The sequence below is a fragment of the Streptomyces sp. NPDC104226 genome, from assembly GCF_055584085.1.
In genome coordinates this window covers 555,151-569,590 of the sequence record NZ_JBVJMS010000005.1, presented here as the reverse complement: position 1 = coordinate 569,590, position 14,440 = coordinate 555,151, and the positions used below count along the sequence as shown (strand labels likewise).

Below are 14,440 nucleotides of genomic sequence, written 5' to 3'. Positions count from 1 at the left end.
GGTTCTCCGGGAGGCACCGCCAGACTATGCGGAAAGGGATTGGCCGACCGTCCGTACGGGGCAGGTAGGTCAACAGGACGGCAGGGTCTGCAAGGACGGCGCAGGGATCCGGCCAACGGGACCGAGAAGGTGGCTTGAAGGGTGTCCAGGGCGAGGACGGCCCGCCGCATCGCGGCGGGGGCGGCGTACGGCGGTGGCGGGCTCGGGCTCGTCGGAGCCGCAGCGGTGGGGCTTGTGGTCGCGGAGATGCAGTTCGCGAAGCGGACGGTCGGGACCGGCCTGCCGGATCCGCCGCGCGCGGACGGGCTGTACGGGAGCGAGTTCGGCGGCCCGGAGCTCAGTCCGGGCCCGCTGCGGTTCGGCGTGCTGGGTGATTCCACGGCCGCCGGGCTCGGGGTGCGGCGGGCCCGGCAGACTCCGGGAGCCCTGCTGGCCTCGGGGCTGGCGGCGGTGGCCGAGCGGCCGGTCGAGCTGCGCAACGTGGCGCTCTCGGGCGCGATGTCGGACGACCTGGACCGCCAGACGGGGCTGCTGCTGGACGGCGACGTCCCGCCCCCCGACGTGTGCGTGATCATGATCGGCGCCAATGACGTGACCCGCCGGATGCCGCCCACCCAGTCGGTGCGGCTGCTGACCGCGGCCGTACGCCGGCTGCGGCTCGCGGGCTCCGAGGTGGTGGTCGGCACCTGCCCGGACCTCGGCACCATCGAGCCGGTCTACCAGCCGCTGCGGTGGCTGGCCCGCCGGGTCTCGCGCCAGCTCGCGGCCGCCCAGACGATCGGGGTGCTCGCGCTGGGCGCCCGTACGGTCTCGATCGGCGACCTGATGGGGACGGAGTTCGCGGCGAACCCCCGCGAGATGTTCGGACCGGACTCCTACCACCCGTCGGCGGAGGGGTACGCGACCGCGGCGATGGCCATACTGCCGACCCTGTGCGCGGCCCTGGGCGTGTGGCCCGAGTCGGACCGGCTGGACGTCTCGCGCAACGAGGACATGCTCCCGCTGGCCAAGGCGGCCTCGGCCGCGGCGGGCCAGGCCGGCACCGAGGTGACCGGGGCCCGCGGCGCGTGGGCGCTGCTCAAGTACCGGCGCAGGCGCCGGGTGCCGGGCGAGGACCTGACGGAGCCGGGCGCGGGAGCCGGGCCGGGCGGCGCGCCGGGCACCCCGGCGGGCGGTGCGGCGGGGGACGCCGCGGATGTGCCCAGAGCGACCGGAGTCACATCGCAAGGGCCGTGACCTCGACGGTACGGGGCGGTAACTTCGCATGCGGTCCCGGTACGACACCACCTCCCTTGGAGCCCCGATGCCCGAAGCCGTCATCGTTTCCACCGCCCGTTCGCCGATCGGTCGCGCCTTCAAGGGATCCCTCAAGGACGTCCGCCCGGACGACCTGACCGCCACGGTCATCCAGGCCGCCCTCGCCAAGGTCCCCGGGCTGGACCCGCGCGAGATCGACGACCTGATGCTGGGCTGCGGCCTGCCGGGCGGCGAGCAGGGCCACAACCTCGGCCGGATCGTCGCGGTGCAGATGGGCATGGACCACCTGCCCGCCACCACGATCACCCGCTACTGCGCCTCCTCGCTCCAGACCTCCCGGATGGCGCTGCACGCCATCAAGGCGGGCGAGGGCGACGTCTTCATCTCCGCGGGCGTGGAGATGGTCTCCCGGTCCGTGAACGGCTCCTCCGACGGCATCCCGGGCACCCACAACCCGCTCTTCGCCGAGTCCGAGGCCCGTACCAAGGAGGTCGCCGAGTCCACCGGCTCCACCTGGCACGACCCGCGCGAGGACGGCCGCACCCCCGACGCGTACATCGGGATGGGGCAGACCGCGGAGAACCTGGCCCGCCTCAAGGGCGTGACCCGCGCCGACATGGACGAGTTCGGCGTGCGCTCGCAGAACCTGGCCGAGGAAGCCATCAAGAACGGCTTCTGGGCCCGCGAGATCACCCCGGTCACCACCCCGGACGGCACGGTCGTCTCGCAGGACGACGGCCCGCGCGCCGGGGTCACCCTGGAGGCCGTCCAGGGCCTCAAGCCCGTCTTCCGCCCCGACGGCCTGATCACGGCCGGCAACTGCTGTCCGCTGAACGACGGCGCCGCGGCGCTGGTCGTCATGAGCGACACCAAGGCGCGCGAGCTGGGCCTGACCCCGCTGGCCCGGATCGTCTCCACCGGCGTCACCGGCCTCTCCCCCGAGATCATGGGCCTGGGCCCGGTCGAGGCCTCCAAGCAGGCGCTGCAGCGGGCGGGCATGACCGTCGACGACATCGACCTGTTCGAGATCAACGAGGCCTTCGCGGCCCAGGTGATCCCCTCGCAGCGGGACCTCGGCATCCCGATGGAGAAGCTGAACGTCAACGGCGGGGCCATCGCCATCGGTCACCCCTTCGGGATGACCGGCGCGCGCATCACGGGCACGCTGATCAACAGCCTGCAGTTCCACGACAAGCAGTTCGGCCTGGAGACCATGTGCGTCGGCGGCGGCCAGGGCATGGCGATGGTGATCGAGCGGCTGAGCTGAGCCGCAGCGGCGGGTAGGGGTCGTCCCGAGGAACGAAGGACGGCACCTGCCCGCCGCGGAGGCGAAGCTCAGCGCGACCACAGGATCGAGCGGCTCAGCTAGGTCGGAGCCGTCGGGATCAAGAGCCGAGGCCAGACGCCGTACGGGATCTGCTTGATCCCCTACGGCGTACTGACGCCGAATCTAATCCTCTCGCGGCCGTTCTGTGACCAAATGTCCCCCAGGATGTGACCTAAGTCCTGGGGGATCATTGTTTTCGCAGGTCAGGGCTGGTACGGATGGGGCTCCCGGGACGAAAGGCCTGTCCAATTCATGACGTAATGCACTGCAAGCCATTCCCAGGGCAGGACAAGCTGATGTAGGAAGTCGGGGGATCGAATCAATCAGGAGTTAGTCAGTGAGCGCCATGTCTCTTGCCCTACTGCTGACCACGGCCGCTGCCACGGCCGTCGGCGCTGCTGCGCTGCACGCCGTCCACGGCCTGCGCAAGCAGGTCACCGCACTCCGCGGTGAGCTGGCGGTTTCGCAGCCCCGCGGCACCACCGTTCCGCACGCCCGCAGCGCCGTGGAGTCCCCCGCCGCCGAGATACGAGCGGCCGTCGCCGAGGCCCTGGCCGAGGAGCGCGAGCGCGAGCTCGCCGAGGCGCGCGCCTTCTGGGCCGCCCAGGAGGCCCGTGACGCCGCCGACGCCCCCTCGCTGCTGGGCGGCCTGTCCGGCCTCGGCGAGGAGAACCCCGTCTTCCTGCCCCGGCAGGCGGACCTGGTCGGGCTGGACCCGCTGCCGGGCGACGACGCCGAGGACTACCAGAGCTACCCGGAGGACTCGGCCGAGCTGGCCGCCGCCCGCCGACGCCACCCCTCGCACCCCGACTTCGTCCCCGTGCAGGCCTCACACCCCGGCGCCGACCACGAGCGCACGGTCAACCGCCTGGAGGAGCTCGCGGAGGCCCGTACGGCCCTCGCGGACGTCCGCCCCGGCCCGCTGGGCACCCTGGACGTGTACGTCTTCACCGACGGCACCACGCTCTGCATGACCCCGGGCCACCGGGAGACCGCCGAGCGGCTCGCCGACGCCCTGCGCTCGGGCAGCGCACCGGTCCTGCTGGGCGGCTCGGGCATCTCCGGCGCCTACGCCCTGACCTTCTCCTGCGGCGACTCCGAGGACCCGGACAGCAACGTCTACATCCTCGCCGACCGGGTCATCGCCTCGCTCTGAGTCCCCGCACCGGTCCGCGTCACCGCAGCGCCCTGGCTTCCGCCTGATCCACCAGCCGAACGGCCTCGTCCAGCACCTCGGACGGGGCCTTCGCCGTGTCCGGACCTTCCGGGCCCGGTGTGCCCGCGGGGCCCGCCTGCGCGGCGTGCAGGGCCTCCGCGAGGTCCAGCCCGGCCACGGCCAGCTGGTCGCCCACGACGAAGATCCCGGCATCGGGCATCGTCCGCGCCGGAGCCGCCCCCGCCGTGCCCGCGGCATCCGCCGCGTCCGCGACGGCCGCCTCCAGCCGCTGGGCCCGCAGCGAGAGCTCCCGGGCCAGGTCCAGCGCCACCTCGGCGGCGCCCTGCTGGAGCCGGCTCTGCGGCGCGGCCCGCAGCCGGTCGGCGAAACGTTCCACGGCGGCGGTCAGGGGTGAGGTATCGAGCACCCGGCCGACCTTACGCGCCGCCCGGGCGCCATTGCCAACGGGCGAACTCTCCGGCACGGTGGCGTGAAGAGAACAGCACAGCACGGCGATACCCCCGGAGGCGCCCATGTCCGTCGAGTTCTCCGAACAGACCCACCGCAACATGATCGACAGAATCCCGCACACCACCGGTCGTGAACTTTCCGACTGGCTCCGGGCCGTGGACGAGGGCCCCTCCCTCGTCCGGTTCGAAGAGAAGGTCAGCTGGCTGCTCGGCGCGCACGAGCTGTCGTACGGCCAGGCCAAGGCGATCATCCACGAGTACGACCTGCGCAGGGCCGCCCGTCGGTTCGGCTGAGCCGGCCCCTGCCCCCGTCCGTAGCCCCCGACGACGACCCGACCGCCCGGGTCACTCGATCCGCTGACCCCCCGACATGCGGGAAGGCCCCGCGAGCGTGTGCTCGCGGGGCCTTCCTCAGGTCAAGCAGGTCAAGCAGCGCGTACTAGTCGCCCTTGAGGATGGAGATCAGGCGCAGCATCTCCATGTAGATCCACACCAGGGTCATGGTGAGGCCGAAGGCCGCCAGCCAGGACTCCTCGCGGGGGGCGCCGTAGGTCACGCCGTCCTCGACCATCTTGAAGTCCATGGCGAGGAACGCGGCACCCAGGATGATGCCGATGACACCGAAGAGGATGCCGAGGCCGCCGCTGCGGAAGCCGAGGCCGTCACCGCCCGCGAAGACCGAGAACAGCATGTTGACGACCATCAGCAGCATGAAGCCGATGGCGGCCGCCGTCACGAAGCCGACGAAGCGCCGGTTCACGGTGATCCAGCGCATCTTGTAGGCGATCAGCACGCCGGCGAAGACGCACATCGTGCCCATGACGGCCTGGACGACCGTACCGGGGCCGACGTAGGTGCTGACGGCCGAGCTGATGACGCCGAGGAAGACGCCCTCGAAGGCCGCGTAGGCCAGGATCAGCGCGGGGACCGGCTTGGCCTTGAACGACTGGATCATCGCGAAGACGAACGCGATGAGCGCAGCGCCGATGGCGATGCCGTACGACTTGTTGATGTTGGCCGGGTCGACCGGAAGCGCGATCCAGGAGACGGCCGCCGTCAGGATGACCGTGCCGAGCGTCATGGCCGTACGGCTCACGACGTCGTCGATGGTCATCGCGTTGCCACGGACCGGCGCCTGCGGCATACCCGTGGCCGGGTCGGTCGCGTAAGGGTTGGTCGCGTACGGGTTGGTGGCGGTCCCGGCCTGGGCCTGGGGCTGCTGCGTGCCGAAGCCCGCATAAGCACCGTTGTCGCGGCTGAACCCCCGTCGCGAGAAGACCGGGTTGCTGCTCCTCATCTCACTCCTCCATGGCCACCGTGCGCGGCCTTGGAATCAAGAGTAATGCGAACGCAAAGAAATCGCCCTACTGCTGGAGGAGGATCTTTGCACCCTGATACGGGCCCCGCTCAGCGGGACGGGCGGGGGCACTCGTGGCGCCCCCGCCCTCGCGCGTTCCGGCCTGAAACGGAACGTCCTCACCATCAGCGTGCCCGAAGCCGGACTTGAACCGGCACGACCCGAAGGCCAGCGAGGTTTAAGCTCGCCGTGTCTGCATTCCACCATCCGGGCAGGGCGTAGCGGCCCCCTAGGAAAAGCCTTGAACGCTACGCCGAGCCTATCCGGAACACTTGCGCCCCCACCTGGGCATCTCACCGATGTTGTCTGATTTTATTGGCGCTTGATGGCACGTCAGGGGACAGAAGCCACGGTCGGCACGTTCCGGGCGTCGATCATGGCCACCGCGGGATTGACGGGATTTCGATGGCCCGCGCCACCGGCACGCCACCCCGTCCGCCACCCCCTCGGCCCGGCTCCGCTTCCGGTGCCTTTCCACCCCCGGTGCCGCCTCCGGCCCCGCCCCGCTCCCGGCTCGGTTCCCGGCTCCGTTTCCGGCTCCGCTCCGCCGCGCGACCCGGCTCCCGCTCCCCTCCCGGCGCCGCCCGCCCGGCAGCCTCCCCCTACCGCCTGCGGGCCGCCGTCATACCAAAGGAGGAGACGCGGCCCTCCGCGGTCACTCTCCGGTGGACCGGAGAAGGGGCATCACGGCTGATCCCGAGCGGGGGTGGGCGCCGCGACGATGGAGGAGTCCCGCCAACCGCGGACCGCGAGCCCGGTCCGCCTGCCGCAGCCCCCGACAGGAGCAGCCTCCGTGACCACCATGAACTACGCCCCGCACACCTCCCAGGCCGTCGCCGCCCGCGCCACCGGCCTCTCCAAGGTGTACGGCCAGGGCGAGACCCAGGTGGTCGCTCTGGACAACGTCTCCGTGGACTTCGCGGCGGGCCAGTTCACCGCGATCATGGGCCCCTCCGGCTCCGGCAAGTCCACGCTGATGCACTGCGTCGCCGGCCTGGACACCTTCTCCGCCGGATCGGTCCGCATCGGCGAGACCGAGCTGTCCACGCTGAAGGACAAGCAGCTCACGCAGCTGCGCCGGGACAAGATCGGCTTCATCTTCCAGGCCTTCAACCTGCTGCCGACCCTGACGGCCCTGGAGAACATCACGCTCCCCATGGACATCGCCGGCCGCAAGCCCGACAAGCAGTGGCTCGACGCGGTGATCAACATGGTCGGCCTCTCCGAGCGCCTCTCCCACCGCCCCACCCAGCTCTCCGGCGGCCAGCAGCAGCGCGTGGCCGTGGCCCGCGCCCTGGCCTCCCGCCCCGAGATCATCTTCGGCGACGAGCCCACCGGAAACCTCGACTCGCGCTCCGGCGCCGAGGTCCTCGGCTTCCTGCGCAACTCCGTGCGCGAACTCGGCCAGACCGTCGTCATGGTCACCCACGACCCGGTCGCCGCCTCCTACGCGGACCGCGTCATCTTCCTCGCCGACGGCCGCATCGTCGACGAGATGATCCAGCCCACCGCGGACGGCGTGCTCGACCGCATGAAGGCCTTCGACGCCAAGGGCCGCACCAGCTGAGGGACGCCCCTCCGCCCCGTCCCCGCTGACCCCACAGACCCTGGATTCCTCCACCATGTTCCGTACCGCCCTGCGCAACGTGCTCGCGCACAAGGCCCGGCTGCTGATGACGGTGCTCGCCGTCGTCCTCGGCGTCGCCTTCGTCTCCGGCACGCTCGTCTTCACCGACACCGTCGGCAAGGCGATGTCCAACCAGTCCGCCAAGAGCTTCGACGGCGTCGCCGTCTCGGTCACCTCCCACGGCCAGGGCCGCACCGAGGAAGGCGCCAAGGAGGGCGAGCCCGGCATCAGCCAGGGCACCCTCGACAAGGTCAAGGCCCTCGGCGGAGTGTCCTCCGTCTCCGGCCGCGTCTCCGGGTTCGCCGCCGTGGGCGACCAGGACGGCAAGCTGATCGGCAACGGCTGGTCCAACACCGGCGCCAACTTCTTCCCGATGGCGGACGGCAAGGACCCCCGCTACGACTTCACCGCGGGCGCCGGTCCGGCCAAGGCCGGCGAGGTCGCCCTCGACAAGGACACCGCCGAGCGCGGCAAGTACAAGGTCGGCGACAAGGTCCGGGTGGCGGGCAAGGGACCGGCCACGGAGTACACCCTCGCCGGCATCTTCACCACCGAGGACGGCGCGGTCAACGCGGGCGGCTCGCTGGCCCTGTTCGACACGGCGACCGCGCAGCAGCTCTACCTCCAGCCCGGCTACTACAACGAGCTCTCCGTCGGCGCGAAGCCGGGCACGGACGACGACAAGCTGCTCTCGGAGATCAAGCCGGTCGTCGGCAAGGACGTCACCGCCCAGACCGGAGCCCAGCTCGCCGCCGACCAGGCCAAGTTCATCAGCGAACAGATGAACAGCATGAACCAGATGCTGCTGGTGTTCGCGCTGATCTCGCTCTTCGTCGGCGTCTTCCTGATCTACAACACCTTCACCATGCTGGTCGCCCAGCGCACCAAGGAGCTCGCGCTGCTGCGGGCCGTCGGCGCCAACCGCGGCCAGGTCAAGCGCTCCGTCCTCGCCGAGGCCCTGGTCGTCGGCGTGATCTCCTCCGCCATCGGCCTGGTCACCGGCGTCGGCCTCGCGATCGCCATGCGCTCCGCGATGGGCGCCTTCGGCGCCAAGATCCCGGCGGGCCCGCTGGTCGTGGCCCCGCTGACCGTCGTCGCCGCGATCGCCATCGGCGTCGTGGTCACCATGCTCGCCGCGTGGCTGCCCGCCCGCCGCACCGCCAAGATCGCCCCGGTCGCGGCCATGGGCAGCGCCCACCTGCCGGCCACCGCCAAGTCCCTGGTGCTGCGCAACAGCATCGGTGGCGCGGTCACCCTGCTCGGCCTGCTCGGCATCCTCGGTGGCGCGATCGCGGGGAGGGACGGCCGGATGCTCATCGGCGCCGGCGCCTTCCTCACGATGATCGGCATCATCATCCTGCTGCCGGCCCTCTCCCGGCCGGTCATCGCGGCGGTCCGCCCGCTGCTGGAGAAGGCCTTCGGCGTGGCCGGCAAGCTGGCCGCCCAGAACGCGGTCCGCAACCCGCGCCGCACCGCCGTCACCGCCGCCTCGCTGGCGATCGGCCTGACCCTGGTCACCGCCCTGTCCGTGCTCGGCATCACGATGGGCAAGGCCATCGACCGGATGACCACGGACAACCTCAAGGCCGACTACAAGGTCTCCATGGGCGACACCTTCGGCAGCATGGACCCCTCGGTGATCCCGGCCCTGGAGAAGGCCCCGGGCGTCAAGGCGGTCTCCCCGCAGCAGGCGGGGTACTTCAAGACCGCGGGTGACGGCTACGACTCCGTCTCCGGCGTCAACCCGGCCGCCATCGGCCAGCTCCTCAACGTGGACGTGGTCAGCGGTCAGCTGGCGAGCCTGGCCTCGGGCCAGGTGGCGGTCGCCGAGAAGACCGCGAAGGCGGCCGGCCTGTCGGTCGGCTCCACCCTGAAGGTCACCTTCGAGGACAACAAGAAGGCGGACCTCAAGGTCGGCGCGATCTACAAGGACATGGAGGGCATGCTCTCCCCGTACGTCATCGACTCCAAGATCCTCGACCAGCACACCGAGGAGCCGACCGTCCGCGAGGCCTACGTCAAGATGGACGGCGGCGCCTCCCCCAAGGCCGAGGCCGCCCTGGTCGACGCCCTCGGGAAGAACCCGGCGATCACCTTCTCCACCCAGCAGGACATCCGCAACGAGATGGGCGGCATGATCAACACCGCCCTGAACATCATGTACGGACTGCTCGGCATGGCGCTGATCATCTCGATCCTCGGCGTCGTCAACACCCTGGCGATGTCCGTGTACGAGCGGACGCAGGAGATCGGCATGCTGCGGGCCATCGGCCTGGACCGCGGCCGGGTCAAGAACATGATCCGCCTGGAAGCCATCGTGATCTCGCTCTTCGGCGCGGTGATCGGCGTGGCCCTCGGCACCTTCATCGCCTGGGCCGTCGGCGAGACCATCAAGAGCTCGATCCCGAACTACGCCCTGGTGATCCCCTTCGACCGGATCGCGATCTTCATGCTGCTGGCCGGCATCGTCGGCGCCCTGGCGGCCATGTGGCCCGCCCGCAGCGCGGCCCGGCTGAACATGCTGACCGCGATCAAGACCGAGTAGCGGCCACCGCTCCACGAAACGGCGCAGGGCCCCGCGACATCCCGTCGCGGGGCCCTGCGCCGTTTCGCCCGTACGGGTTACGCCGGCCACTCCCGGGCGCGCAGCGGCATCCCGGAGGCCGATCTGGTCCCGGTGTGCACCGCGAGCACCTGGTTGACGCCGAGCCGGTTGTGCTCGAAGGCGAGCGCCGAGGCGGCCATGTACAGCTGCCAGACCCGGGCCCGCCCGGGCGAGGTGAGCCGCTGCGCCTCCTCCCAGTGCTCCTCCAGCCGGGCCACCCAGGCCCGCAGGGTGAGCGCGTAGTGCTCGCGCAGCGCCTCCACGTCGCGGACCTCGAAGCCGGCCCGTTCCAGCTCGCCGACGGTGGTGCCCAGCGGGGACAGCTCCCCGTCGGGGAAGACGTAGGCGTCTATGAACGCGTCGATCCGGTAGGCCTCCTCGTCCGGCTCGGGCCGCCGCGCGATCTGGTGGTTCAGCAGGCGCCCGCCCGGCCGCAGCAGGCCGTACAGCGTGCGGGCGTACGTGCGGTAGCGGTCGGCGCCCACGTGCTCGGCCATCCCGATGGAGGAAATCGCGTCGTACGGGCCGTCCTTGACGTCCCGGTAGTCCTGGACCCGGATCTCGACGAGGTCGGCCAGGCCCTCCTCCGCGACCCGTTTGCGGGCGTAGGCGGCCTGTTCCCGCGAGAGCGTGATCCCGGTGACCTTCACCCCGTACTCCCGGGCCGCGTGCAGGGCCATCGAGCCCCAGCCGCAGCCGACGTCCAGGAGCCGGTCCCCCGGGCGCAGGGCGAGCTTGCGGCAGACCAGGTCCAGCTTGTCCCGCTGGGCGTCCTCCAGGCTCCCGCCGGGGGTCCAGTAGGCGCAGGAGTACACCATCGAGGGGCCGAGGACCCGCTCGTAGAAGGTGTTGCCCACGTCGTAGTGGTGGCTGATGGCCTGCCGGTCGCTCCCCTTGGTGTGCCGGGGGCCGCCGCCGCGGCGGTGCGCCTCCTCGGGCGGCGGAGCCGGCTTGGTCCACGGCCGCGCCAGGCCCACGAGGCCCCGTACGGCGGCCCGGGTGCGCGGATCGCGCAGCTGGGCCGCGCGACCGGCGGCCTTGTCACCCAAGCCCTTGACGGCCTTGGCGGCCGCCTCCGCGGCGGGCTCCCGGTCCCGCTCCCAGAGCAGCCCGCCGACCCGGTCCAGCAGTTCGAAGAGGTCGCCGTCGACCGTCAGGTCACCGGCCACCCAGGCGCGGGCCAGGCCGAGCTCGCCCGGCTTCCACAGGATCCGGCGCAGGGCGCGGCGGTGGTTGAGGACCAGGATCGGACCGCCGAGCGGGCCGGCCTCGCTGCCGTCCCAGGCCCGGATCCGGACGGGGAGGGGGGCTCCCAGCAGGGTTTCGGCTAAAGCGGCCAGCCGCGGCGCGGCGTCGTTCATGCGGGATCCTCCAACGGGCTCCGAAGAGCTCCTGACAAGTTCTGACAACTTCCGACCGGACGGCCTACCCGGATCCGGTCCCGAATATGCCGAAGGGACTGCCCGCACCACGGATGGCGGGCAGCCCCTTCGGGACGCACTGGGTCGTACGGGTACTGCGTGTCGAACCTGTCTGAACCTGTCGAGCCGGCCGGACCGGTCCCGCTGGTCCTGCCGGCCCCTACGGGGTCAGGAGGCCTTGGCCTTCTCGGCCGGGACCGTGACGGCGGCCGGAGCCGGCGCCGGCTTGGCGGCCTCGTAGAACTCCTCGCGGGGGCTCTCCAGGGCGCCGAGGGAGACGACCTCGCGCTTGAGGAACATCGCGAGGGTCCAGTCGGCGAAGACGCGGATCTTGCGGTTCCAGGTCGGCATGGCCATGCCGTGGTAGCCACGGTGCATGTACCAGGCGAGACGGCCCTTGAGCTTGATCTTCATCTTGCCCATGACGATCATCGCGACGCCCTTGTGGAGGCCGAGGCCCGCCACCGCACCCTTGTTGGAGTGGGCGTACTCGGCCTGCGGGAAGCCCCGCATGCCCGAGATGACGTTGTCGCCGAGGACCTTGGCCTGGCGCAGCGCGTGCTGGGCGTTCGGCGGGCACCAGGCGTTCTCCACGCCGGCCTTGCGGGCGGCGAGGTCGGGCACCTGGGCGTTGTCGCCGGCGGTCCAGATGTAGTCCGTGCCCTTGACCTGGAGGGTCGGGTCGGCGTCCACGTGGCCGCGCGGGCCCAGCGGCAGGCCGTAGCGGGCCAGCACCGGGTTGGGCTTGACGCCGGCGGTCCACACGAGGGTGTTGGAGTCGACCTCGAGGCCGTTCTTCAGCACCACGTGGCCGTCCACGCAGGAGTCCATGGAGGTGTTCAGGTAGATCTCGATGCCGCGCGACTCGAGGTGCTCCTTGCCCCAGGTGCCGAGCTTGGGCCCGACCTCGGGAAGGATCTTGTCGGCCGCGTCGACCAGGATGAAGCGCATGTCCTCGCGCTTGATGCTGGTGTAGTACTTCGCGGCGTCGCGGGCCATGTCCTCGACCTCGCCGATCGTCTCGGCACCGGCGAAGCCGCCGCCGACGAAGACGAAGGTGAGGGCCTTGCGGCGGACGTCCTCGTCCGTCGTGGACTCGGCCTTGTCGAGCTGCTCGAGTACGTGGTTGCGCAGGCCGATGCCCTCTTCCACGCCCTTCATGCCGATGCCCTGTTCGGCGAGGCCGGGGATCGGGAAGGTGCGGGAGACGGCGCCGAGCGCGATCACCAGGTAGTCGAAGGGCAGCTCGTACGCCTCGCCGACGAGCGGCGTGACGACGGCGACCTTGCGGTCCTGGTCGATGCTGGTGACGCGGCCGGTGAGGACCTCAGCCTTCGGGAGCACGCGTCGCAGAGGTACGACGACGTGCCGAGGCGAGATGCTGCCTGCGGCCACTTCGGGGAGGAAGGGCTGGTAGGTCATGTACGAGCGCGGGTCGACGACCGTGACGGTCGCCTCGCCGTAGCGCATCTTCTTCATGATGCGCTTGGCTGCGTACAGGCCTACGTACCCACCTCCTACAACGAGGATCCTGGGACGCTCCGTGGTGCTCATGGAACGAGTATCCAGCACCCTCAGGGGTGACGCTCGTGAGCCCCTTCACAAGGACCTCAGGCCCCTCTGCTACACTCCGCCGCCCACGTGACCGAGGTCATGGCGGGAAACGGGAACCAGGGTGTAACGGGAGTCGTTGAACACCAGTCCCGACCTGGCCTCCAGGCCCTCAAGCGGAGTAGACCACCACCTTCGTGGATACCTACCGACAGAGGTCCGCGGCGTCCGGCAATCGCACGAACGCGAGCGAAAAGAAGGCCCGGGAGGGTCTCGGCTCGCCCAAAAGGCCCCTCCAGAGCCCCCACAGGCATCTTTTCCTTGTGAAGAACTTCACGAAGTTCATGTGGACGACGGGACCAAAGACCCCCGAGCAGCCCCCCGAGCGACCCCCCGGGACCCCTTCCGGCGCCGCCACCGACCCCACTACCGCCCCCGCTGTTGACCCTCGACCTGGTCGAGGCCCCAGGGTTCGGGGCGTGGAGAACGAGATGCGCAGTATCGGCGAGACGGCCCTCGACAGCGGGCTGAGCGTGAGTGCCCTGCGGTTCTACGACGGGGCCGGCGTGCTGGTCCCCGTCCGGGTGGATCCCGCGAGCGGGTACCGCTGGTACGGACCCGAGCAGGTCGAGGAGGCCCGGCTGCTGGCCCGCCTCCGGCGGACCGGCATGCCCCTGGCGGACATCCGGCTCGTGCTGGCCGGCTGGGCCGGCACGGACACCGATCTGGTCCGCGGCCTGCTCCGCGCACACCTGCTCCGGCTGGAACGGGGCCTGTCCGACGCCCGCACCGAGCTCTCCGCGATCCGCGCCCTACTCGACCGCAGGGAGAACCCCATGAGCACGACCCAGGCCACGCCCGGCCCCACCACCGCGACCGCCGCCGCGACCGCCCGGCTCACCCTGTCCGCCCCCGAGCTGGCCGCCGCGCTCGACGCGGTCCGGTTCGCCGTCGGCACCGACCCCGAGCTGCCGGTGCTCGGCGGCATCCTCTTCGACATCGAGGACGGGGCGCTGCGCGTCGTTGCCACCGACCGGTACCGGCTGGCCGTCGCCCGCACCGGGGCCGCCGGACACACCGGACCCCGCCTCCGCCTCCTCGTACCCGCCCCGCTCGCGGACGCGATGCGGGCGCTGCTGAGCGACGACGCACCCGTCCTGCTCACCGTGGACGGCGACCGCGTGTCCCTGGAGACGGAGTCGGCCGACCGCCAGGCGGCCGGCCGCTGCCTGGACCACGAGTTCCCCGACTACCGCCGCCTCGTCGCCCTGCCCGCGGGGCGCCGCGTCCCCGTCGACGTCGCCGCCTTCCGCAAGGCCCTGGAAAACGGCCCCGTCCGCCCCTCCGAGCGCGAGCAGGACGGCGCGACCGGCGAGGTCAGCGTGGTCAGGGTGACCGACGGGGGCACGCTGACCCTCGGCGACGAGGGCACCGACGACCCGGCCGACGTCGGCCTGAACCGCGCGTTCCTGCTCGACGCCCTCGCCGCCGGGGCCCGCGACCGGCTGGTCCTGGAGCTCGGCGCCCCCAAGGCCCCCGTGGTGATCCGCCGCCCCGACGACGAGGAGACCTTCTCGCTCCTGATGCCGGTCCGGCTGGACGGCTAGGCCGGACGCGACGGTGCCCCCGGCGGGATCCGCCGGGGGCACCGTGGTGTGCGTGCGCGCCG

Annotated in this window: 11 protein-coding genes and 1 tRNA gene; 7 read left to right on the top strand and 5 right to left on the bottom strand. The window is 71.3% G+C overall.

The annotated features are described in order from the left end of the window. Positions 1–141 precede the first annotated feature (141 nt). The 3 genes from ACZ60J_RS19000 (at position 142) to ACZ60J_RS18990 (ending at position 3,740) form a co-directional block, all read left to right on the top strand. Complete coding sequence (locus ACZ60J_RS19000) at positions 142–1,236, top strand: SGNH/GDSL hydrolase family protein (protein ID WP_469683186.1); 1,095 nt, start codon at positions 142–144, stop codon at positions 1,234–1,236. 67 nt (positions 1,237–1,303) lie between these two features. Next, entirely contained in the window at positions 1,304–2,524 is a 1,221-nt protein-coding gene (locus ACZ60J_RS18995; protein WP_469683185.1) for an acetyl-CoA C-acetyltransferase, read from the top strand. A gap of 406 nt (positions 2,525–2,930) precedes the next feature. After that, entirely contained in the window at positions 2,931–3,740 is an 810-nt protein-coding gene (locus tag ACZ60J_RS18990; RefSeq protein WP_469683184.1) for a hypothetical protein, read from the top strand. A 19-nt stretch (positions 3,741–3,759) separates the two neighbouring features. On the opposite strand, the gene ACZ60J_RS18985 is transcribed toward ACZ60J_RS18990, so the two are convergent. Beyond that, positions 3,760–4,167, bottom strand: a complete 408-nt coding sequence (locus ACZ60J_RS18985) for a hypothetical protein (RefSeq protein ID WP_469683182.1) — start codon at positions 4,165–4,167, stop codon at positions 3,760–3,762. A 106-nt stretch (positions 4,168–4,273) separates the two neighbouring features. Between ACZ60J_RS18985 and ACZ60J_RS18980 the strand changes: the two genes are divergently transcribed. Further along, the gene (locus tag ACZ60J_RS18980) at positions 4,274–4,504 is read left to right on the top strand and encodes a DUF4287 domain-containing protein (protein WP_469683181.1); all 231 of its coding nucleotides are present in this window, start codon (positions 4,274–4,276) and stop codon (positions 4,502–4,504) included. Between the two features lie 145 nt (positions 4,505–4,649). On the opposite strand, the gene ACZ60J_RS18975 is transcribed toward ACZ60J_RS18980, so the two are convergent. Together ACZ60J_RS18975 and ACZ60J_RS18970 are read right to left on the bottom strand one after the other, a co-directional pair. Next, complete coding sequence (locus tag ACZ60J_RS18975) at positions 4,650–5,507, bottom strand: Bax inhibitor-1/YccA family protein (RefSeq protein ID WP_469683179.1); 858 nt, start codon at positions 5,505–5,507, stop codon at positions 4,650–4,652. A gap of 191 nt (positions 5,508–5,698) precedes the next feature. Then, positions 5,699–5,780, bottom strand: a tRNA-Leu gene (locus ACZ60J_RS18970). Positions 5,781–6,369: 589 nt separating this feature from the next. Between ACZ60J_RS18970 and ACZ60J_RS18965 the strand changes: the two genes are divergently transcribed. Both ACZ60J_RS18965 and ACZ60J_RS18960 read left to right on the top strand, forming a co-directional pair. Beyond that, a complete protein-coding gene (locus tag ACZ60J_RS18965) occupies positions 6,370–7,134 on the top strand; it encodes an ABC transporter ATP-binding protein (RefSeq protein ID WP_469683302.1) in 765 nt (254 codons plus the stop codon). A 55-nt stretch (positions 7,135–7,189) separates the two neighbouring features. Next, positions 7,190–9,739, top strand: coding sequence for an ABC transporter permease (locus ACZ60J_RS18960; protein WP_469683178.1), 2,550 nt, complete (start codon positions 7,190–7,192; stop codon positions 9,737–9,739). A gap of 77 nt (positions 9,740–9,816) precedes the next feature. Here the strand turns inward: ACZ60J_RS18960 and ACZ60J_RS18955 are convergent, their stop codons facing one another. Together ACZ60J_RS18955 and ACZ60J_RS18950 are read right to left on the bottom strand one after the other, a co-directional pair. Beyond that, positions 9,817–11,160, bottom strand: coding sequence for a class I SAM-dependent methyltransferase (locus ACZ60J_RS18955; protein WP_469683176.1), 1,344 nt, complete (start codon positions 11,158–11,160; stop codon positions 9,817–9,819). A gap of 228 nt (positions 11,161–11,388) precedes the next feature. Next, on the bottom strand, positions 11,389–12,774 hold the full coding sequence (locus ACZ60J_RS18950; RefSeq protein WP_469683174.1) for an NAD(P)/FAD-dependent oxidoreductase: 1,386 nt from the start codon (positions 12,772–12,774) through the stop codon (positions 11,389–11,391). A gap of 476 nt (positions 12,775–13,250) precedes the next feature. On the opposite strand from ACZ60J_RS18950, the gene ACZ60J_RS18945 reads away from it, so the two are divergent. Beyond that, positions 13,251–14,378, top strand: coding sequence for a DNA polymerase III subunit beta family protein (locus tag ACZ60J_RS18945; protein ID WP_469683172.1), 1,128 nt, complete (start codon positions 13,251–13,253; stop codon positions 14,376–14,378). Positions 14,379–14,440 lie beyond the last annotated feature (62 nt).